We start from the raw sequence: 19,936 nt of genomic DNA, 5'->3' as shown, positions 1-19,936 counted from the left end.
ATCAGCGATGATGCGGGTTTTTTTTATTGATCTGCGCGTTCAGCGGCGCGCAAAAAAAGCCCGCATCCTGACGGATGCGGGCCAAACATCAGGCTCCCACGAGCCCGATGCAGTGCCAGAACTTAGAAGCTGTGGATCAGGCCGGCGTTGATGCCGGTCTGGCTGCGATCACTACCCGGCACACGGTCGCTGGCCAGGCCAACGCTGTACATGTCGGACGAACGCAGGTTGCGCACGACGGCGTAGGTGGAAGTGCGCTTGGACAGCTGGTACTTGGCGCCCAGGTTGACCTGCAGCAGACGGCCGTCGGCGCTGCGTGCGAACTTGGCGCGGGTGTACTGCAGGCTGCTGATCAGCGACAGGGCCGGCGAGACCTGGTAGTGCACGCCGAAGTCCAGCGTGCTGCTGGACTCGTTGTTGTAGCCGCCAATGACGAAGTCGCCGTCGCCTGGCATGTTGTAGAGAGGCGTGTCATGACGGTCCTTGGGATGTGCCAGCGAAGCGAAACTGTAGTCGTGCTTCGGATTGTCGGCGATTTCCGACGGCACCTTGGCCAACGGCAGCTTCACGCGCGAGTAGGAGCCATAGACCCGCGCCGGTCCAAACTGGTACGCGGCCGCCAGCGTCCAGGTCTTCAGGCAAGTGTCGCCCGCCTTGTCGCCGATCTTGTCCTTGCCCATGGCCATCACTGCGCCATTGCAAGCGGCCGCGCCGTTGACGTCGCTGGCGGACTTGCCGCCCATCTTGCTCTGGAAGTAGCCCAGGCCAATGTTCAGCGGACCATTGGCGTAAGTACCACCCAGACCAAAGGATTGGCCGGCGCCGGTGCTGCCAGCCTGCTCGCCGAAGCCATAGATGACACTGCCGGTGAAGCCGTTCAGGTTCGGGGTGTTGTAGCGGATGGAGTTGTTGACGCGCTCGCCATTGGTGCGATCCAGATTGAGCGAGTGAACACGGCTGACCACGCCACCGAAGTCGCCCGGGGAGGTGATGCTGCCCACGTCATCCAACACATCCTTCTGGCGACCGGCCAGTACCGTACCGAAGTTGCCCGACAGGCCCACGGTCGCCTGACGGCCCCACAGCACGCCCTTCTGGCCAGCTTCGCCGGTATCGACGCTGAAACCGTTCTCGATGGTGAACAAGGCCTTGATACCGCCGCCCAGGTCTTCCACGCCCTTGACGCCTAGGCGCGAACCCTTCATCAGGCCGGAATCGAGCGCCATCTGGCCGCCCGTATCCTTGCCGCCAGTGGAGATCTTGTTGGTGTAGGACAGGCTGGCGTCAACCGCGCCGTAGATGGTCACGCCGCTCTGCGCATGCGCCGCGCCGCCGAAGGCCGCCAGCACGGCCAGTGCCAGGATGGACTTTTTCATAGAGTACTCCGTAGTGGTTTGATTGCTGTTGATTGAAGGGCGGTACCGCTGCACGGCAAGCGGACCACCCGGGCTTCCCAATGAAAGTTCAAGAAGTCACGGCAAATCTAAACCGACTTTATTTTCTCAAAAGCATCATTCTTTGAAATGCATTGCTTTATGAGACTATTCTGTAGCTTTATAGCAACCAATGTCGCGCAAACCAGTCGGCCCGCTGACCTGGTACTCAGTAGTGAAAACGGCACTGGTGAATCACGACCCTGCCTGCCACGCGTTCGATGACGAGCCGGTGCTCACCCTGCAGGCGCACCGCATAAAGACCCGGCAAGCGCAGGGGCAAGCCCACCTGGCGGGCTGATGCAATGCAAGCGCCGTCACGCAGCCGGCGCATCAGATGAAGCAACTGGCGCGCAACGCGGCGGTCGTGGCGGCGCCACCAGGCCAGGTCCTCGCGCGCCAGGGGAGACATCCACAGCGGCGTCACGGTGTGTCCTTCTGCGGCAGCAGTTCGGCGCGCAACTGCAGCAGACTGCACAGCAGGCGCTCCGCGTTGAGGTCGTTGCCCAGCAGGTGCAGGGCTTCCTGCACCCCGCGCCAGACCGGTTCGCGCACCAGCACCAGGTTGTCGGCACCCGCTCGGGTGAGGATGACTTCGTCGATATCGGCCAGCTCCAGCAGCGCGTCGAGACGCTCGGCCAGGTCAGTGACGGGAAAGGCGTACATGGGAAGGATTCCGGGGCTTGGCCCGGCGCGCTGCAGCACGCCGGACAAAAAAATTCAGGAAGATAAGCCCTGGCACCGCCACAGATGGCATTCAGTGAAAAAATGAGGTGAACGACAAAACTTATTCGACAACTTTCTCGCTCAACATCGAGTCAAGCGCCGCAGCCCGCTGTGCATATTTGCCCGCAAAGCCGCTCTGCAGGCGGGTTCCCGCCCGATGCTAAGACGCATCGGTTATATGCATAGACGAAAATTTATTTTCCCCATATAACTGTGCCGCCTTAAAATAGCGGCTTCTTATAAAAATATTGATGGCAGTGGAGACCTGAGGTCCTGACCCGCCCGCAGCGTCCCACGATGCCGCGCTGGCACTGGCACCCGGGCGCCCGCTGCCATTCTTCTTTTCCATCATGATCGAAATACAAGCTGTCACCCAGCGGTTCGGCAATGTCGAAGCGGTGCGCAATGTCGATTTGTCGATCCGCAAGGGCGAGATCTTTGGCATCATCGGCCGCAGCGGCGCCGGCAAGAGCACGCTGGTGCGCACCCTGAACCTGCTGAACCGTCCCACTTCCGGGCGCATCGTGCTTGATAGCCAGGACCTGACCTCGCTGTCGGCCTCCCAGTTGCGCGAAGCGCGCCGTGGCATCGGCATGATCTTCCAGCACTTCAACCTGCTCTCCTCGCGCAGCGTCTACGACAACATCGCCCTGCCGCTGGAACTGGCCGGCAAGAGCAAGTCGGAGATCGCCGCCAAGGTCGAACCCTTGCTGGAACTGGTCGGCCTGACCGCCCTGCGCGATCGCTATCCGGCGCAGATTTCCGGCGGCCAGAAGCAGCGCGTGGGCATCGCCCGCGCCCTGGCCAACGATCCCAAGGTCCTGCTCTCGGACGAAGCCACCTCGGCGCTGGACCCGGAAACCACCCGCTCCATCCTCGAACTGCTGCGCAAGATCAACAAGGAGCTGGGCCTGACCATCGTGCTGATCACGCACCAGATGGAAGTCATCAAGCAGATCTGCGACCGCGTAGCCGTGATGGAAGCCGGCCAGGTGATTGAACAGGGCGAAGTGCTGGATGTGTTCCGCCAGCCGCGCCATGAAGTCACCCGCGCGCTGATCGGCGACGTCATCGCCCACGAGCTGCCCAAGGGCGTGCTGGCCCGCCTGCGTGAACGCCTGGCGCGTGCTGACGCTGGCCAGGGCACCGACCACCTGTTCCGCTTCGCCTTCACCGGCAACGATGTGGACCAGCCGCACCTGTCGGAAGCGGTGCGCCGCTTCAACCTGAATTTCAACATCCTGCACGGCCAGATCGACGAGATCCAGGGCCAGGCATTCGGTTCGCTGGCGATCCTCGCCAACGGCACCCAGGACAACATCAACCAGGCCATGCAATACCTGCGCGAGCAGGGCGTGGTCGTCGAGGAGCTCAACCATGTCATCTGAACTGATCGATCTGTTCGTCAGCTCCTTCGGCGAGACGCTGATGATGGTGGTGATTTCGGGCGTGGTCGGCTCACTGCTCGGCATTCCGCTGGGCATCGCCCTGCACATCACCGAATCCAAGGGCGTGCTGCCCAACGTCGCCTTCAACCGCATCGCCGGCCTGCTGGTCAATGCGGTGCGCTCGACGCCTTTCATCATCCTGCTGGTGGCGGTGATCCCGATGACGCGCTTCTTCGTGGGCACCTCCATCGGCACGGCCGCCGCCATCGTGCCGCTGACCATCGCCGCCGCGCCCTTCATTGCGCGCCTGGTCGAGACCGCCCTGCGCGAAGTCGATCACGGCCTGGTGGAAGCGGCGCAAGCCATGGGCGCCACCACCTGGCAAATCATTTACAAGGTCTTGGTGCCTGAAGCATTTGCTGGTATCGTCGCCGGTCTCACGATCACCTTCGTCAGCCTGGTCGGTTATTCGGCCATGGCCGGTGCCATCGGTGGCGGCGGCCTGGGCGACCTGGGCATCCGCTACGGCTACCAGCGCTTCCTGCCGGAAGTGATGCTGGCCGTGGTGCTGATCCTGATCGTGTTCGTCCAGCTGGTGCAATCCCTGGGAGACCTGCTGGTCCGCAAGCTCAGCCACCGCTGAGCGCTACAACTCATAAAAAATGGCAGCTATCGGCTGCCCACCTCAAAGCTCGAAAGGAAAGTCATGAAGCGTCGTCAGTTGATTCAATTCATCGCAGGCCTGGGCCTGGCCGCCGGCCTGGTGTCTGCCCCGGCAATGGCCGAAGACCAGATCAAGATGGGCGTGACCGCAGGTCCCCACGCGGAGATCATGGAACAGGTCAAGAAGCTGCTGGAAAAAGACGGCGTGCAGATGAAGGTCATCGAATTCACCGACTACATCCAGCCCAACGCGGCCCTGTCGGCCGGCGACCTGGACGCCAACTCCTACCAGCACCAGCCCTACCTGGATGCGCAGATCAAGGACCGCGGCTACAAGTTCGTGAGCGTGGGCAGCACCATCACCTTCCCGATGGGCGTGTACTCCAAGAAGATCAAGTCGCTCAACGACCTCAAGCAAGGTGCACGCGTGGGCGTGCCCAACGATCCGACCAACGGTGGCCGCGCCCTGCTGGTGCTACAAGCCAAGGGCGTGATCAAGCTGAAAGCCGATGCCGGCCTGAAGGCAACCCCGCTGGACATCGTGGAAAATCCGAAGAAGATCAAGATCGTCGAACTGGATGCCGCCCAGCTGCCGCGTTCGCTGGATGACTTCGACGCTGCCGTCATCAACGGCAACTACGCCGAATCGGCCGGCCTGTCGCCGACCAAGGATGCGATCGCCGTGGAAGCCTCCACCGGTCCCTACGCCAACGTGATCGCCGTGCGTATCGCCGACAAGGACAAGCCCTGGGTCGCCAAGCTGGTCAAGGCTTACCACAGCCCGGAAGTGAAGAAGTTCGTGCTGGAAAAGTACAAGGGTTCCGTGATCACCTCCTGGTAATCCGCAACGCAACGCCTGACTTGCCTGCATCAACGAAAAGGCCAGCTCATCGAGCTGGCCTTTTTCATTGGACGGGAATCAGCGGCTTTTCGGTGATTTCCCAAAAACTTAGTTTTTGAGATCCGGTTTCTAAGTTTTCCGGAAAGCAAAACTTAGATTCAACGCCCCCGGTGATCCGGAGCGTCTCGCCAGTCGTAGTCCTCGTCGTCTTCCTCGTCATCCTCGGCCTGCAGGGCATCGGGATTGTCGGTGGACTGATAGGTCGCCAGCAGCTCGGCACGCGACTGCGGCGTCTCCAGCGAGATGCGGCCCAATGCACCGCTGCGGTAATCCTGCAGGAAGGTGTGCGCGGCCTTCTCGAAGTCGTACTCGCCGCCCTTGAGACGGAAGCCGCGCTTGGCCGCCACGCCCTCCACCACCGCCACGCCATCCATGCCTTCGGTATTGAAGCCATAGCGCGCCTTGAGCAGCTGCGGATAGCGCTGCAGCAGCAGGTCGGCCAGGAAGGTCGCCACTTCCTCTTCGATCAGCGCATTGCTGCCCACCGCATGGCTGGCCGCCAGCATCAGGCCATCGCTGGGATGCTCGATCTTGGGCCAGAGCATGCCGGGGGTATCGGTGAGCACCATGTTGTTGCCCAGATAGAGACGCTGCTGGGTCTTGGTCACGGCCGGTTCATCGCCGACGGCGGCCACGCGCTTTTTCAGCAGCGCATTCATCAGGGTCGACTTGCCCACGTTGGGGATGCCCATGATCATCATGCGCAGCGGCTTCAAGGCAGTGCCGCGATGCGGCGCCACCTGGATGGCCAGCTTGGGCACGCGCGCCACATCGGAGGGCTTCTTGCAGGACAGGGCCACGGCGGTGACGCCCTTCTGGCTGTTGTAGTAGTCGATCCAGGCTTGGGTGGCCACCGGATCGGCCATGTCGGTCTTGTTGAGGATCTTCAGGCAAGGACGCTGGCGCGCATTGCGCAGCTGCTCGATCATGGGATTGCAGCTGGCCTGCGGCAGGCGGGCATCGACCACTTCGATGACCATATCGACTTTTTCCATGCTCTCCGCGGCCTTGCGGCGGGCGGAGTTCATGTGACCGGGGAACCATTGGATGGACATGCGGAGCTTCTTTCTGATGCGTATTTCGTTGAAGGCGCTATTTTACGGCCCTGCCCCGCCAATCCCTAACAAATCCCCAAGAAAACGGCCTGCCGCGCGCAAGTCGGGGCAGGCCGTTGGACGGGGAACAACACCCGCGCTCACGTGCGGCGCGTCACCCATTGCTCCTTGACAACACCTACGAAGCGCCACACCAGCCACAGGGCGACGCCATAACCCAGCGCCATCACACCGAAGGCCAGCGGATTGCGCAGGTTCCAGCCCTCAATGCTGTGCAGGATCGCGCCCATCAGGGCCACGCCGACCAAGGCACCGATCTGGCGATTGGCATTGAGCGCCGCCGCCGCACTGTTGGCGTGGGCCTTGCCGGCCACCTGCATGACCACCGTGGTCATGGAGGGGATGGCGGTACTGATGCCCAGGTTGGCTGCGGCGCACACCAGGGCCAGCAGCCAGTACGGCGTCTCGGGACGGAAACTCATGGCCACGACGGTGAAGACGGTCCCCACCGACAGGCCCAGCAGCAGCGGCACGCGCGGCCCCCAGTGCGCGGCCATGCGGCCCGACATCAGGTTGCCGAAGAAAACCACAGCCATCATCGGCACCAGTTGCAGGCCGGTCTGCAGGGCATCCGCGCCGCGTCCCTGCTGCAGGAACAGCGCCAGGTAGAACAGGTTGCCATAGATGCCGAAGTTGATCAGAAAGCCAATGCCATTGGCCGCCGCAAACTGCGGGGTGGCAAACAAGGCCTTGGGCAGCAGCGGCGCAATGCCGCGCAGTTCATGGCGCACCAGCGCCACGGCGGCCAGCACCGCCACCGCCAGTGCCGCCAGGATGCGCGGCGAAACCCAGCCATACACCGGTCCCTGGATCAGCACGAAGGAAAGCCCTGCCAACATCACCACCCCGGCCAGGTGGCTGAAGAGGTGCAGCGCACGGGCGTGCCCGGCGACCTCGGGAATGAGCTTGCGCGCCATCAGCAAACCCAGCAGGCCCACCGGCACGTTGATGAGGAACACGCTGCGCCAGCCCAGCCAGTGGATCAGCACGCCGCCCAGCAGCGGCCCGGCAGCCGCGGCCAGGCCGACGGTGGCCGACCAGACGCCCAGCATGCGGGCACGCACGCGGTCATCCTCATACACGTGGGTGAGCAGGCTCAGCGAACTGGGCATGAAGAAGGCCGCGCCCAACCCCTGCAGCAGGCGAGCCGCGATCAGGAAGGGCCCGTTGGGTGCAGCCCCGCACAGCAGCGAGGCCAGTACGAACAGGCACAGGCCGGTCAGATAAAGCCGGCGCGCACCGAAGCGGTCGGCCAGGGCGCCACCCACCAGCAGCATGGCGGCAAAGGTCAGCGTGTAGCCGTCGACGATCCACACCAGCATCGACAAGGGCGCATCCAGGCTGGTGGAGATATTGGACAGCCCGACGTTGACCACCGTCACATCCAGCATGGCCATGACGAAACCGATGGCCAGGGCCACCAGCGGCAGCATGCCGGCATGCGGGGCGGCATCGGCAAGGGGAGGTGCCAGCACCGGGGCTGGCGCACGAGGGCATTGGGTGGAAGACATGGCAACAAGACTTTCTGCACGCAGGGTGCGAGGGAGAACCGCAATCCCGCGACCGGGAAACGCCGGGGCGGGGTTCAATGGGGCAGATTCTAGGCTTGGGCAGTGATGCAATAAAGAGGTATAAAATCAGCGCGCTGATGCAAATTTGCATCACCCTCCCCTCACGCAATCCCCTCTTGCAGCAAAGGCACATCATGGATTGGGACAACGCCCGCATCTTCCTGGCCATCTATCGCGTGGGCACCCTGCGCGGGGCCGCCGAACATCTGGAGATCGACCAGGCCACTGTGGGCCGCCGTCTGGCCTCTCTGGAAAGCTCGCTGGGTGCGCGCCTGTTCCTGCGCACGCCCAGCGGCTATGTGCCCACCCCGGCGGGCGAACTGGCGGCGGCAGCCGCCACCCAGATGGAGCAAGGCGCGGAACAACTGCAACGCCAGATGCAGGGCATGGATGAACGGCTGTGCGGCGTGGTGCGGCTGGCGACCACCGACATCACGGCGCGCCATTTCCTGTTACCGGCCTTGCACCGGCTGCGCCAGGCACATCCGAAAATCCGCGTGGTGCTCTCAACCTCCACCCAGATCACCAACCTGACCAAGCGCGAGGCCGACATCGCCGTGCGCACCGTGCGCCCGGACGCGCCGGACCTGATCGCGCGCCACCTGAAGCGGCTGCATACCGGCATGTACGCCTCGAAAGCCTATGTGAAAAAGCGCGGCCTGCCCGATCCCGGTACGGGCCTGAAGGGACATGACGTGGTGATCTATCCGCGCAGCGTCTCGCCCAGCAAGTCCGAGCAGATCTGCGGCGAATCCATCGCCCACGCCAGCGTGGCCATGGAAGTCAGTACCGGACTGGTCATGTACGACAGCCTGCAGGCCGGTTTCGGCATTGGCGAACTGCCCACCCACGTAGGCGACAAGGCCAGCGGCCTTGTGCGCATCTGGCCGCAGCGGGCCGTGCCTTACGACATGTGGCTGGTGCTGCACAGCGACCTGAACCGCACGGCACGGGTGCGGGCGGTGGCCGATGCGATCATTGCGGCCTATGAGGCCTATGAGCCCCATGAGGCGCATGAGGCACATGAGGCCAATGCGCCTGCCGAGGTTGGATGAAGAATGCAGCGCACGCCGTACAGACTGCACCCTGTGCCCTGTGCATAAAAACAAGGCGCGATAAAAACCTTAGTTTTTATCGCACCATTTCTTAGAAACACCTGTGGAAAATCTAAGATTCATTCCAGGTCGGCCAGCACCTTCAGGTGGGCCACCACGCTGCGCCCCAGCGCAGAGAGGTTGTAGCCGCCCTCCAGGCAACTGACGATGCGGCCCTTGGCGTACTGGTCGGCGATCTTCATGATCTGCCGCGTCATCCAGGCGTAATCCGCTTCCACCAGGCCCATCTGGCCCATGTCATCCTCGCGGTGGGCGTCGAAACCGGCCGAGATGAAGATCATCTGCGGCTGGTGCGCATGCAGCGCCGGCAGCCATTTCTCGGTCACCAGCTGACGCACCGCACTGCCATCGGAATAGGCCGGCACCGGCACGTTGACGATGTGCGATTCGGTCGGCCCGTCGCCCGAGAAGGGATAGAAGGGATGCTGGAAAAAACTCACCATCAGCACCCGCGGATCATGGGCGAAGATGTCTTCGGTGCCATTGCCGTGATGCACGTCGAAATCGATGACGGCCACGCGTTCCAGCCCATGCACGTCGATCGCATGGCGCGCCGCCACCGCCACGTTGTTGAACAGGCAGAAGCCCATGGCCTGGCCGGGTGTGGCGTGATGGCCCGGCGGACGCACTGCGCAGAAGGCATTGTCCAGTTCGCCGGCCAGCACCGCATCGGTGGCGGCCACCGCCGCGCCCGCCGCGCGCAGGGCAGCTTTCCAGCTGTGCTTGTTGAGCAGGGTGTCGCCATCGACCGAATGGTAGTGTTCGCCCGAGAGGCTTAAGGCATGGCTGTGCTCGCGCACGTAATCGACGGCGGCGGCGGTGTGCACCCGCTCCAGTTCGGCCGGATCGGCCAGCGGGGCTTCGCGGCGGTCGAGGAACTGGTCGATGCGGCTCAGAATCAGTTGGTCTTCGATCGCCTCCAGGCGAGCGGGCGTCTCGGGGTGCCAGTCACCCATTTCATGGCGCTGGCAATCGGCGTGCGTATAGATGGCGGTGGTCATTCTTGCTCTTGTTGCAATCTCGTTGCGATCTTGTTGCGATGATATTGCCACCCGGCAAACACCAGCCTAGCCGGGTTGTCTCCTTGGACTAGTGTACATTGGCTGTCGCCTGACGTGGTCAAAGCCGCGTCGGCATCATGCACCAGCGCGGGGCGCGACGGCCGATGCGGTATACTTGCCCGCTTGTCTGGCCTCCCCTGCTGCTCATCCTGCTCATGCCCATTTCCCTGCCTCGCCTGACCGCCCTCGCCTCCACCCTGCTGATGTCCACACTGTGTGCCTTGCCGATGACCGTGCAGGCGCAGGACGGCAAGCCTGTGGACAAGAAAACCCAGAAAAAGGCGGTGGACAAGAAAGACAAGAAAGCGGCAGAGAAAAAAGCCAAGCCGCAAGCCAAGAAGAAGGTGGCCGCTGACGACCAGGGCGAGTTCGTCAACTTCAACGAGTGGAAGGACGTGGCCCGCTTCATGGATGAGATGGCCGAACGCAACCAGTTCCAGCGCGGCGATCTCAACGCCCTCTTCGCCCAGACCCGCTACGTGGACAGCGCCATCCAGCTCATCAAGCCGGCCCCCAGCACCAAGCCCAAGAACTGGGCGGCCTACCGCGCGCGCTTCGTGGAACCGGTGCGCATCAATGCCGGTGTCGATTTCTGGAACACCTATGGCGTGGCCCTGGCCCGCGCCGAGGCGCAATACGGCGTGCCCATGGAAATCATCGTCGGCATCATCGGCGTGGAAACCGTCTATGGCCGCAACACCGGCAACTTCCGCGTGATGGATGTGCTGACCACGCTGGCCTTCGACTACCCCAACACCGCCAACCGTGACGCCCGCATGGCCTTCTTCCGGGGCGAACTGGAAAACACCCTGCTGCTGGCGCGCGAGGCCGGCATCGATCCGATGTCCTTGCGCGGCTCGTACGCCGGCGCCATCGGCTGGCCGCAGTTCATGCCGGGCAGCATCCGCGAATACGCGGTGGACTTCGATGGCGATGGCAAGATCGACCTGCGCAATTCGCCGGTGGACGCCATCGGCAGCGTGGCCCACTACCTGGCCGTGCACGGCTGGCAGCGCGGTGAACCGGTGGCCTTCCCGGTCACGGTCTCGAATGACAACCGCCAGTGGGAAGCCATGCTCAACCAGGGCCTGGAAGCCAAGTACACCGTCGAGGAACTGCAGGCGGCCGGCATCTCCACGTCCGCCCTGCCGGCCGGCCTGCGCTACGGCCTGGTCGACCTGCAGAACGGCACCGGCCCGACCGAGTACTGGGTGGCCACCAACAACTTCTACGCCATCACGCAGTACAATCGCAGCTACTTCTATGCGATGTCGGTGGCCGACCTCGGCCGTGCCGTTGCCTCGGCGCGCAATCGCTGAACTTCCACCCGAACCTCAATGAGGGAGCGTGCCCGGCGCGCTCCTGCTGCTTCCTTTCCACGACAGAACCACGATGAAACGCATTGCACCCCTGGCCTCCACGCTCATGCTGACGCTGGCCGGCACCTCGCTGGGCCTTCCGGCCATCGCCCGTGCGGCTGACGCCGCCGACGACAAGGGCGAGTCCCTGCCCACCGTCAACGTCACCGCCAGCGGCACCGGCCGCGACGCCAGCCGCGTGCGCTCGGCCGGCGTGGCCGGTTTCGACGATGCGCCGCTGATCGATACGCCCGCCTCGGTCGCCGTGGTCACCGCTGCGCAGATGCGCGACCAGCAATCGCGCCTGCTCTCGGATGTGGTCAAGAACGATGCCTCCATCAACGAGAACTATGCCCCGGTCGGTTACTACGAAAACTTCAGCATCCGCGGCATCACCCTGGACCCGGCCAGCGCCTATCGCATCGATGGCCTCACCGTGGCCGGCGAACAGACCATCGCGCTGGAGAACAAGGAGCGCGTCGAATTCCTCAAGGGTGTGGCCGGCCTGCAGGCCGGTGTGAGCAGCGCGGGCGGCATCGTCAATTACGTCACCAAGCGCCCGGCCGATGTGCGTTCGATCACGCTGGGGACCGACTCTTATGGATCGCGCTATCTGGCCACCGACCTGGGCACGCTCTTCGGTGAACAGAAACAGTTCGGCCTGCGCATCAATGCCGCGCATGAAGACATCCACTCCTACGTCAACAATGGCGATGGCTGGCGCGACTTCGCTTCGCTCTCGGCGACCTGGGCGCTGTCATCGAAAACGCTGGTGCAATTCGATGCCGAATACCAGCAGAAGGCCCAGCACTCGGTGGCCGGTTACCAGCTGCTGGGCGGCACCACGCTGCCCTCGGGCGTCTCGCCCAAGACCATGCTGACGCCGCAATCATGGGCGCAGCCGGTGCGTGACAGCTCGCTCAACTACCGCCTGCGGGTGGATACCGATTTCAATGCCAACTGGCATGGTTACGTGCAGGCCGGCCGCAGCCGGGCGGTCATCGATGACTACCTGGCCTTCCCTTACGGCAGCGGTGGCGGGGCTTCCTCGACCTTTGCGGCCAATGGCGATTTCGATGTGTATGACTATCGCGTGCCCAATGACGAACGCCGCAATGATGAAGCCCAAGCGGTCATGATCGGCAAATTCGCGACCGGTTGGCTCAAGCATGAGCTGACCATGGGTGTGGCCATGTCGCGCCGGGTGGTGGATAAATCGGATGGCTTCAGCGTGCAGGTGGGAAGCGGGAATATCTACACCGGCACCGAGCAGCTCGCTCCTGCAGATGCGATCATCCAACCGGCCTACAGAAATCTGGACGGCCGACAGAAGGCACTTTTCTTCAGTGATCGGTTGCAATTTTCTGAGCGCTGGCAGGCCATCGCGGGGGGCCGCCAAGTGTGGCTCCACGAGCAGGCCTTCGGCAACGACGGTAGCGTCACTCGGACCACCTCGCGCAACCTGTTCCTGCCGCAGCTTGCGCTGATCTTCAAACCGATGCCGAACATCTCGCTCTACGGCAGCTATGCCGAGACGCTGACGTTGGGTACTACAGCGCCCTTTTGGACTAACAACAGATTCAAAGTATTACCACCATCAGTTGCTCGGCAACTGGAGGCAGGGATGAAGTACGATGTTTCCCCCGACCTCGCACTGAGCGCCGCCGTATTCCGCATTCGCAAGGCCTACGAATTTCAGCAGCCCGATGACACCCCAGAAGGATTCACCTACGTCCAGCAAGGAAAGCAAACCAACACCGGCCTCGAACTCGGCGCCAGCGGCAAGCTCACCCCGCGCCTGGCCGTGGGTGCCAGCGTGACGGCCACCCGCGCGCGCGCCAGCGACACCGGCACCGCTGCTTACGATGGCCAGCAAGTGGTCAACGTGCCGCGCCTGCGCAGCAGCGTCTATGCCGACTATGCCCTGCCGGGTGTGGAAGGCGTGAACCTGATGGGCAGCTGGCTCTACAGCGCCAGCAAGCCCGCCACCCGCGATGGCAGCGTGAGCCTGCCGGCGGTGCATGTGTTCAATGCCGGCCTGCGCTACCAGTTGCGTATCAGCGGCCACACCGCCACCCTGCGCGCCAACCTCGACAACGTCTTCGACAAGCGTTACTGGAAGGATGCCGGCCAGTACCTGGGCGACGGCTATGTACACCTCGGTGCGCCGCGTACCGCGCGGCTGTCGCTGCAATATGATTTCTGATTTGCCGCCCTGCTGAGTCACCATGGACGCCGCTTCCCATCACCTGACCCGCGTCATCAGCCACGGCATGGGCGTGGAGCCGGTCATCTCCGACTGGCCCGCGCTGACCTCGGCCGAGGTGGCGCGCGTGCTGCGCCATTACCCTGGCGTGGGCCAGCCGCTGCGGCTGGAGTGGCACAGTCCGCGTCCGTTCTCGGCGGCCTGCGTCATGCAGACCGAGAGCGGGCCCATCATCGTCAAGCGCCATCATGCGCGCGTGCGCGACGTGGCGGCGCTGGCCGAGGAGCACCGCTTTGCCGCGCACCTGCAGGCAGGCGGGCTGCCGGTCAGCAACGCCCTGGCCACCGCTGAGGGCGCTACCGCGCTGGCCGACGATTACTGGACCTATGAAGTTTTCCCGCTGGCGCCGGGGGTCGACCTGTATCGCGAGGCGATGTCGTGGACGCCCTTCACCAGTTGCACCCATGCGCATTCAGCAGGACAGATGCTGGCCCGCCTGCACCAGGCCTCGGCCGGTTACGATGCGCCGGCGCGGCCAGCACGTCCGCTGGTGTCGAGCTTCACCATCTTCTCGCAAGAAGATCCGGTCCGTCCACTGCAGCATTACATCGAGCAGCGCCCGGCCATTGCCGACTATCTCGAAAGCCGCCCCTGGCGCGGCGAAGTGGCGCAGCACCTGCTGCCCTGGCATGCCGCACTCAAACCCTATCTGGATGAATTCGTCCCCTTGTGGACGCACAATGACTGGCACGCCTCCAACCTGCTGTGGAGCGATGCCACGCGTGAAGCACAGGTGCAGACTGTGCTCGATTTCGGCTTGTGTGACCGCACCTGCGCCTTGCACGACCTGGCTACAGCCATCGAGCGCAACATCGTCGAATGGTTGGCCATTCCCCAGCGGGCGGTGCAGCTGGTGCACCTGGATCTGCTGGATGCAATGCTCGATGGCTATGCCGCCACCCTGCCCCTGACGGCACGCCAGATGCGCGCCCTGGCGGCCTTGCTGCCGCTGGTGCATGCCGAGTTCGCGCTGGCCGAACTGGATTACTTCCATGGCGTGACGCAGTCGCCGCAGAATGCTTCGCTGGCCTATGACACCTACTTCCTCGGCCATGCCGACTGGTTCCATTCCAGCGAAGGGCAGCGGCTGCTGGGGCATCTGGAACAACGCGCGCAGGCGCTCGACAAAAACTAAGTTTTTACCAGCCGTAGATTAACAACACACGTCCGGGCGACAATCGTCGCCAGCCGGATAGTCGCGCCGTTATTTGGAACCGAATGATTCCGAACAGCGCCGACTGCGATGTATCGATGCGCCTCGAAATTTCTGGTAGGCGCGTCAACAGCAAAAAGCGGCTCGCCGAGGGGAGCCGCTTCCACAAAAAATAATCGCTCCCGCCATAAGAGTGCTTTGATACTTGTAAAATCATGACGGCTTTCCGTAAAGATCAATCAAAAATAAGCATCGGCTGCAACGCCAGCGCATCCGCAAAGAGATGTCGGCAACAGGCAGCCTCTTACCCAGGGGGGAATCATGCAATCGAAGCGCAGCTTCGCTAATGCAAGACCGTTGCCAGTCAGCGCACTGGCAACACTGCTGCTGATCGGCAGCACCGCGAACGCTCAGGTGGCGTCGTGGACCGGCAACGTCGACAACAACTGGACCAACAACAGCAACTGGCAATGGACGGGGGCAGCCCCCACATCCACGGATGCTGCGGTCATCAATGCCTATCCCGGCGTCGATCCGGTGCTTTCCAGCAATACCACCATCCAGGCACTGACCGTCGGCGGCAGTACGGTGGGCAACCTGCAGATACCGGCAGCGGCACCAATGGCAGCGCCAGGCTCAACAGCAGCGGCGATGCGATCGTCGGCCTCAATGGCGTCGGGTCGTTGACGCTTGACGCCGGGGCGGTCGCCAACGTCAGCGGCACCACTTATGTCGGTGGTGGCAGCGGTGGCGTAGGCAACCTCACGATCAATACCGCCAGCAGCCTGATCGGCAACGGCTTGGTCATCGGCAACACCGGGGCGGTCGGCACGATGCAGATCGATGGCGGTGTCGTCAACATGAGCGGCTCGGTGGTGCTGGGTAGCGGCGGCGGCAGCAATGGCAGCGCCAGCCTGATCAACGGGGCGCAATGGCTGATCGGCGACCGCCTCACGATCGGCAGTGGCGGCAGCGCCAGCCTTTCCATCACCGGTGGTTCCACGGTAGATTCCGTCACCGGCGTGATCGGTACCGCCAGCAGCACACTGGCAACGGTCGCTATCAGCGGCGCCGGCAGTCGATGGACCAATACCGGTTCGCTCTTCGTGGGCACGGTCAACAATGGCAACCTCACCATCAGCGGCAGTGCCAATGTCAGCAGCGCCAATACGATAATCGGGCGCCAGGACACCTCCAACAGCAGCGTCAGCGTCAGCGGCACCGGTTCTTCGCTGGCGGCGGGCAACCTCACCGTGGGCGGCGATGCCAGCTCCGGTTCCACTGGCGGCACTGGATGGCTCACCGTCAGCAGTGGCGCCAATGCTACCGCTGCGGTCGTGCATCTGGGTGACGTCACTGGCGCGCGCGGCACGCTCACGGTCAACAATGCCAACTTCACCGCCAGCGATCGCCTGTCAATCGGCTACGGCGACGGCGCCAGCGGCAACCTCAGCATCAGCAATGGCGGCGTGGTCACCGATACTGGCGCTCTGGTCGGCCACCTGGCCGGCAGCAGCGGCAATGTCACCGTGTCCGGCAGCGGCACCAAATGGATCAACACCGGCGTGCTCTACGTGGGCAACGTCGGCAGCGGCAACCTGACCATCTCGGGAGGCGGCAACGTCACCAGCACCGATGGCTATGTGGGAACCGAAGCGGGGTCCAACAGCAGCGCCCTCGTCACTGGCAGCGGCTCGGTCTGGAACCACTCGGGAGACTTCTTTGTCGGGCACAACAATGGTGCTACAGGCAGCGTAGTCATTTCCGGCGGCGGCCGCATCAACGATGTGCAGGGGCTGCTGGGCGACCTCAATGGCGCCTCCGGCACCATGACGGTGACCGGGGCCGGCTCCACCTGGAGCAGCAGTTCGGACGTCAATGTTGGTCGTCTGGGCAACGGTACGTTGACCATCTCCGATGGTGGGCAGGTCACCGGCAACCGCAGCTATATCGCCAACAATGCCAACAGCAACGGCAGCGTGACGCTAACCGGTGCCAACTCGGCCTGGATCACCACCAATTCCTTGCATGTCGGGGCCGGTGGCAATGGCACCCTGACCATCAGCGACGGCGCGCGCGCTACCGCCTCGGTCATCCGCATCGCCACCAGCAGTGGTTCCACAGGTACCCTCAACGTTGGCGCCGCCCCTGGCAGCACGGCAGCCGCGCCCGGCCAGCTCGACACCACATCGCTGGCCTTCGGCGCCGGCAACGGTACGCTGAACCTGAACCACAATGCCAGCGGCAGCAGCAACTACACGCTGGCAGCGGCCATCTCGGGCAACGGCACGATCAACCAGTTGGCCGGCGAAACGGTCTTCAGCGGCAACTCGACCAGCTTCGCCGGCAGCACCAATGTCAATGGCGGCAAGCTCAGTGTCAACGGCGTGCTGGGTGGCACAGTGCGCGTCAACAGTGGCGGCACCCTCTCCGGCACCGGCACGGTGGGCAGCACCACGGTCGCCGCCGGTGGCACGCTGGCCACGGCCGGCACGTCGACGCTGACGGTGCAGGGCAATCTGAACCTGCAGGACGGCGCCACTACCCAGGTCAGCACCAGCGCCGACGGCAGCGGCGGCCTGATCCAGGTCAACGGCAATGCCGCCCTGGCCGGCAGCCTGTCCATCGCCGCCGGCAGCGGCGCCTATGCGCTGAGCACGCCCTATACCATCCTGTCGACCAGCGGCACCGTGAACGGCACCTTCAATGCCGTGCGCAGCGACTTTGCCTTTGTTTCGCCTACGGTCAGCTATACCGGCAATGCGGTGCAACTGACGATGGCGCGCAACGGCAACAGCTATGCCTCGGTCACCACCAACGGCAACCAGGCCAGCGTGGCCAATGCCCTGACCCAGGCCGGCCAGCTGGCAAGCCTGTCCAGCGCCATGCGCGCCAAACTGGCGCTGATCGACGGCCTGTCGGCGGCGCAGGCACGCAGCGCCTTCGAGAGCCTGGGGGGGCGCGCCTATCAGGGCCTGTCCACGCTGGGCCTGATGGGCCAATCGCTGCAGACCCTGGGTAACCGCAACATCGGCGGCGGGTCCGCCTTCTCCGCCGGCAGCGGTCTGGCGATGAGCCAGCTGCAACTGGCCTCGGCCGAGACGGATCGCTATGACTACCAGTACAGCGCCGCCACCATGACCGACAGCAGCAACGGCAGCAGTGGTCTGTGGCCCCTGCGTGTACGCGAAGATGGCGGCGCCTGGGCGCAGGTCGCGGGCGGCCACGGCAATACCCGCTCCGACGGCAACGCCGCCGGCTACACCAGTAACAGCAATGGCCTGCTGATGGGGGTGGAACGGGTGCTGGATGATCGCTGGAGCGTGGGCCTGGCCTATCACTACGACAATACCCGCCTGGCCTACAACACCGCCGGCGACAGCGCCAAGGTCGAAGGCCATCAGGTCGCCGTGTACGCGCAGTACCAGAGCGGTGACTGGCGCTTCAAGGGCATTGTCGGTTATGGCCGCAACAAGTACGCTACCCAGCGCAGCATCGTGATCGGCAATGATGCCTCGCGCGCGACCGGCGACTACCACGGCGATGAACTGGGCCTGCATGCCGAGGCCAGCTATCGTATCGATCGTGGCAGCTACGTGTTCGAGCCGCTGGTCTCGCTGCAAGGCACGCTGCTGCGCCAGGATGCCTTCTCCGAAATCGGTGCCGATGTGCTCGGCCTCAATGCCAGTGCGCAGACTTCACGCTCGGCGGTGTCGATGGTGGGTGCCCGCTGGCACCTGCCCCTGCGCGAAGACGGCAAGCTGCACAGCGAGCTGCGCGCCTTCTGGAGCCATCAATGGCTGGATGCCGGCGGCAGCCTCAATGCCTCGTTCCAGGGCGCGCCGGGCGTCAACTTCCAGGTCGCGGGCCTGCAACAGAAGCGCGATGGCCTGGTGCTGGGTGCGGGCCTGTCCGGCAAGCTGGGCCAGGCGTCGAGCCTGTTCCTGGACTACAACTTGGGCCTCAACGACCTGCAGACCCAGCACGCCGTGGTGGCGGGCTGGCGTTATCGCTGGTAACTCGCTGGCATGGCAGCAGTGCGGATCCATCAGAACAGCAAGCCGCTCTGCTGCCCGCCGGCCGGCGCCTTGGGTGCGGGCCATGTCTTCATCTGCGTCGCCGGGTAGTTCAGCAGCATCGCCGCTGCGTGCTCGGGCGTGCCGGCATCGAGCCACTGCTGATAGTGCGCGCACGGGATGATGACCAGCTTGCGCTTTTCCTCTCCCGGCATGTGAAAACGCTTCATCAACGGATGCTGGTCAGCGTTGATGGTGAACTGCGCAAACGAAAATGCGTAGCCGCCCTCTGCCTCTTCCCAGGTGCGCCAGAGGCCCGCCACGCAGAACGGGTGGTCGTCGACCATGCCGCTGGCCCAGCGCTGGGCGCGGCCGGATTCATGGTTCGGTTCGTGGAAGCACTGCATCGGCAACAGGCAGGTATGGCCCTGGCTCTTGTCGCTTCTGCGCTTGGTTTGAAGCGGCCTGATGCAGACAATCAGGCAAAGTCCTTGATGGTCTCCGGCTCGATCAACACCATGTTTTCATTGGCGCCCAGCCAGATCTGCCCGTCCTGGATCGTGCATTGCAGCTGCATGGTGCGCTGGGCCAGCGCCGCCAGGGCCTGGCTGGCCTCGGCCGGGATGTTGACGACCTTGAGGTTCTTGGCGCGGTCCACGCGGCTGCCGGTCTGGTTCCACCAGATGTGCGAGGTGCTGCTGTAGCTGTAGACCAGCACCTTGTCTGCACGGCCGCAGGCCTTGAGGATGGCGCGGTCATCCGGCTGGCCCACTTCCACCCACACTTCGATGGCGCCGGTCAGGTCCTTTTGCCACAGGTCAGGCTCATCGGTATCGGACAAGCCCTTGCCGAAGGCCAGCGCCTCGCTGGCGTTGAGGGCGAAGGCCAGTACCCGGATCATCATGCGCTCATCAGTCTCGGAAGGATGGCGGGCGATGGTCAGGGCATGCTGCTGGTAATAGTGCCGGTCCATGTCGGAAATCTGCAGGTCGGCCTTGAAGATGGTGGATTTGAGCGCCATGGGAATCTGTTCGTGCGAGAAAAAGGCTGCGGCGCAGCCAGGCCGCGCCGCCAAAGGTTGGCAAGCATAGCCGATCTGGCCCGGCCGTGGGCGATTGTGATGGCGCAGGTCAAACTGGCGACCGGTCATCGTGGTTGGCACCACTGTGG

At 63.7% G+C, this 19,936-nt stretch carries 17 protein-coding genes; 9 read left to right on the top strand and 8 right to left on the bottom strand.

Annotated features, from left to right (window positions below; translation table 11 throughout):
* Positions 1-122: 122 nt before the first annotated feature.
* The 3 genes from ACLRDN_RS04450 to ACLRDN_RS04440 all read right to left on the bottom strand — a co-directional run bounded on the left by ACLRDN_RS04450 (position 123) and on the right by ACLRDN_RS04440 (position 2,099).
* Positions 123-1,376, bottom strand: coding sequence for a porin (locus ACLRDN_RS04450; RefSeq protein WP_413459132.1), 1,254 nt, complete (start codon positions 1,374-1,376; stop codon positions 123-125).
* Between the two features lie 226 nt (positions 1,377-1,602).
* A complete protein-coding gene (locus tag ACLRDN_RS04445; protein ID WP_413459131.1) occupies positions 1,603-1,860 on the bottom strand; it encodes a type II toxin-antitoxin system YoeB family toxin in 258 nt (85 codons plus the stop codon).
* Positions 1,857-2,099 (bottom strand): type II toxin-antitoxin system Phd/YefM family antitoxin, encoded by a 243-nt coding sequence (locus ACLRDN_RS04440; protein ID WP_413459130.1) that lies wholly within the window; start codon positions 2,097-2,099, stop codon positions 1,857-1,859. The genes ACLRDN_RS04445 and ACLRDN_RS04440 overlap by 4 nt, the downstream gene beginning before the upstream one ends.
* A gap of 410 nt (positions 2,100-2,509) precedes the next feature.
* On the opposite strand from ACLRDN_RS04440, the gene ACLRDN_RS04435 reads away from it, so the two are divergent.
* From ACLRDN_RS04435 to ACLRDN_RS04425, 3 genes are all read left to right on the top strand, one after another.
* Complete coding sequence (locus ACLRDN_RS04435; RefSeq protein WP_413459129.1) at positions 2,510-3,547, top strand: methionine ABC transporter ATP-binding protein; 1,038 nt, start codon at positions 2,510-2,512, stop codon at positions 3,545-3,547.
* Complete coding sequence (locus tag ACLRDN_RS04430) at positions 3,537-4,190, top strand: methionine ABC transporter permease (protein ID WP_034333917.1); 654 nt, start codon at positions 3,537-3,539, stop codon at positions 4,188-4,190. Before ACLRDN_RS04435 ends, ACLRDN_RS04430 begins: the two co-directional genes overlap by 11 nt.
* Before the next feature lie 63 nt (positions 4,191-4,253).
* Complete coding sequence (locus ACLRDN_RS04425) at positions 4,254-5,051, top strand: MetQ/NlpA family ABC transporter substrate-binding protein (protein ID WP_088754782.1); 798 nt, start codon at positions 4,254-4,256, stop codon at positions 5,049-5,051.
* Positions 5,052-5,209: 158 nt separating this feature from the next.
* Here ACLRDN_RS04425 and ylqF read toward each other — a convergent pair whose 3' ends face one another.
* Both ylqF and ACLRDN_RS04415 read right to left on the bottom strand, forming a co-directional pair.
* The gene (ylqF, locus tag ACLRDN_RS04420) at positions 5,210-6,166 is read right to left on the bottom strand and encodes a ribosome biogenesis GTPase YlqF (protein ID WP_083859647.1); all 957 of its coding nucleotides are present in this window, start codon (positions 6,164-6,166) and stop codon (positions 5,210-5,212) included.
* Positions 6,167-6,306: 140 nt separating this feature from the next.
* Positions 6,307-7,737: an MFS transporter gene (locus tag ACLRDN_RS04415; RefSeq protein ID WP_413459128.1), complete on the bottom strand. Its 1,431-nt coding sequence runs from the start codon at positions 7,735-7,737 to the stop codon at positions 6,307-6,309.
* A gap of 194 nt (positions 7,738-7,931) precedes the next feature.
* Between ACLRDN_RS04415 and ACLRDN_RS04410 the strand changes: the two genes are divergently transcribed.
* On the top strand, positions 7,932-8,852 hold the full coding sequence (locus tag ACLRDN_RS04410) for a LysR family transcriptional regulator (RefSeq protein WP_413459127.1): 921 nt from the start codon (positions 7,932-7,934) through the stop codon (positions 8,850-8,852).
* 119 nt (positions 8,853-8,971) lie between these two features.
* Here ACLRDN_RS04410 and ACLRDN_RS04405 read toward each other — a convergent pair whose 3' ends face one another.
* Positions 8,972-9,913, bottom strand: a complete 942-nt coding sequence (locus ACLRDN_RS04405; RefSeq protein WP_413459126.1) for a histone deacetylase family protein — start codon at positions 9,911-9,913, stop codon at positions 8,972-8,974.
* 215 nt (positions 9,914-10,128) lie between these two features.
* Between ACLRDN_RS04405 and mltB the strand changes: the two genes are divergently transcribed.
* The 5 genes from mltB to ACLRDN_RS04380 all read left to right on the top strand — a co-directional run bounded on the left by mltB (position 10,129) and on the right by ACLRDN_RS04380 (position 18,769).
* Entirely contained in the window at positions 10,129-11,292 is a 1,164-nt protein-coding gene (gene mltB, locus ACLRDN_RS04400; RefSeq protein WP_413459125.1) for a lytic murein transglycosylase B, read from the top strand.
* 73 nt (positions 11,293-11,365) lie between these two features.
* Positions 11,366-13,537: a TonB-dependent siderophore receptor gene (locus ACLRDN_RS04395; protein ID WP_413459124.1), complete on the top strand. Its 2,172-nt coding sequence runs from the start codon at positions 11,366-11,368 to the stop codon at positions 13,535-13,537.
* 22 nt (positions 13,538-13,559) lie between these two features.
* Positions 13,560-14,732 (top strand): phosphotransferase enzyme family protein, encoded by a 1,173-nt coding sequence (locus tag ACLRDN_RS04390; RefSeq protein ID WP_413459123.1) that lies wholly within the window; start codon positions 13,560-13,562, stop codon positions 14,730-14,732.
* Between the two features lie 339 nt (positions 14,733-15,071).
* Positions 15,072-15,437 carry a hypothetical protein gene (locus ACLRDN_RS04385; RefSeq protein ID WP_413459122.1) on the top strand — a complete coding sequence of 122 codons (366 nt, stop codon included), beginning with the start codon at positions 15,072-15,074 and terminating at the stop codon, positions 15,435-15,437.
* Positions 15,434-18,769, top strand: a complete 3,336-nt coding sequence (locus ACLRDN_RS04380) for an autotransporter domain-containing protein (RefSeq protein ID WP_413459121.1) — start codon at positions 15,434-15,436, stop codon at positions 18,767-18,769. The genes ACLRDN_RS04385 and ACLRDN_RS04380 overlap by 4 nt, the downstream gene beginning before the upstream one ends.
* 29 nt (positions 18,770-18,798) lie before the next feature.
* Here ACLRDN_RS04380 and ACLRDN_RS04375 read toward each other — a convergent pair whose 3' ends face one another.
* On the bottom strand, positions 18,799-19,182 hold the full coding sequence (locus tag ACLRDN_RS04375) for an SOS response-associated peptidase family protein (protein ID WP_413460341.1): 384 nt from the start codon (positions 19,180-19,182) through the stop codon (positions 18,799-18,801).
* Between the two features lie 62 nt (positions 19,183-19,244).
* Complete coding sequence (locus ACLRDN_RS04370; RefSeq protein ID WP_413459120.1) at positions 19,245-19,787, bottom strand: YaeQ family protein; 543 nt, start codon at positions 19,785-19,787, stop codon at positions 19,245-19,247.
* Between the last annotated feature and the right edge of the window lie 149 nt (positions 19,788-19,936).

It is taken from the genome of Herbaspirillum huttiense (assembly GCF_047300815.1).
Taxonomy (GTDB): Bacteria; Pseudomonadota; Gammaproteobacteria; order Burkholderiales; family Burkholderiaceae_D; genus Herbaspirillum; species Herbaspirillum huttiense_A.
Note: the sequence above shows the minus strand (reverse complement) of the source record. Positions and strands in the feature narration are given on the sequence as shown.

Excerpts from the sequence above, each read along its gene's own strand:
- ACLRDN_RS04450 (WP_413459132.1), bottom strand. The coding sequence starts at position 1,376 with ATGAAAAAGTCCATCCTGGCACTGGCCGTGCTGGCGGCCTTCGGCGGC.
- ACLRDN_RS04405 (WP_413459126.1), bottom strand. The coding sequence starts at position 9,913 with ATGACCACCGCCATCTATACGCACGCCGATTGCCAGCGCCATGAAATG.
- ACLRDN_RS04415 (WP_413459128.1), bottom strand. The coding sequence starts at position 7,737 with ATGTCTTCCACCCAATGCCCTCGTGCGCCAGCCCCGGTGCTGGCACCT.
- ACLRDN_RS04390 (WP_413459123.1), top strand. The coding sequence starts at position 13,560 with ATGGACGCCGCTTCCCATCACCTGACCCGCGTCATCAGCCACGGCATG.
- ACLRDN_RS04410 (WP_413459127.1), top strand. The coding sequence starts at position 7,932 with ATGGATTGGGACAACGCCCGCATCTTCCTGGCCATCTATCGCGTGGGC.
- ACLRDN_RS04430 (WP_034333917.1), top strand. The coding sequence starts at position 3,537 with ATGTCATCTGAACTGATCGATCTGTTCGTCAGCTCCTTCGGCGAGACG.
- ACLRDN_RS04395 (WP_413459124.1), top strand. The coding sequence starts at position 11,366 with ATGAAACGCATTGCACCCCTGGCCTCCACGCTCATGCTGACGCTGGCC.
- ylqF (WP_083859647.1), bottom strand. The coding sequence starts at position 6,166 with ATGTCCATCCAATGGTTCCCCGGTCACATGAACTCCGCCCGCCGCAAG.
- mltB (WP_413459125.1), top strand. The coding sequence starts at position 10,129 with ATGCCCATTTCCCTGCCTCGCCTGACCGCCCTCGCCTCCACCCTGCTG.
- ACLRDN_RS04370 (WP_413459120.1), bottom strand. The coding sequence starts at position 19,787 with ATGGCGCTCAAATCCACCATCTTCAAGGCCGACCTGCAGATTTCCGAC.
- ACLRDN_RS04385 (WP_413459122.1), top strand. The coding sequence starts at position 15,072 with ATGCAATCGAAGCGCAGCTTCGCTAATGCAAGACCGTTGCCAGTCAGC.
- ACLRDN_RS04425 (WP_088754782.1), top strand. The coding sequence starts at position 4,254 with ATGAAGCGTCGTCAGTTGATTCAATTCATCGCAGGCCTGGGCCTGGCC.
- ACLRDN_RS04440 (WP_413459130.1), bottom strand. The coding sequence starts at position 2,099 with ATGTACGCCTTTCCCGTCACTGACCTGGCCGAGCGTCTCGACGCGCTG.
- ACLRDN_RS04435 (WP_413459129.1), top strand. The coding sequence starts at position 2,510 with ATGATCGAAATACAAGCTGTCACCCAGCGGTTCGGCAATGTCGAAGCG.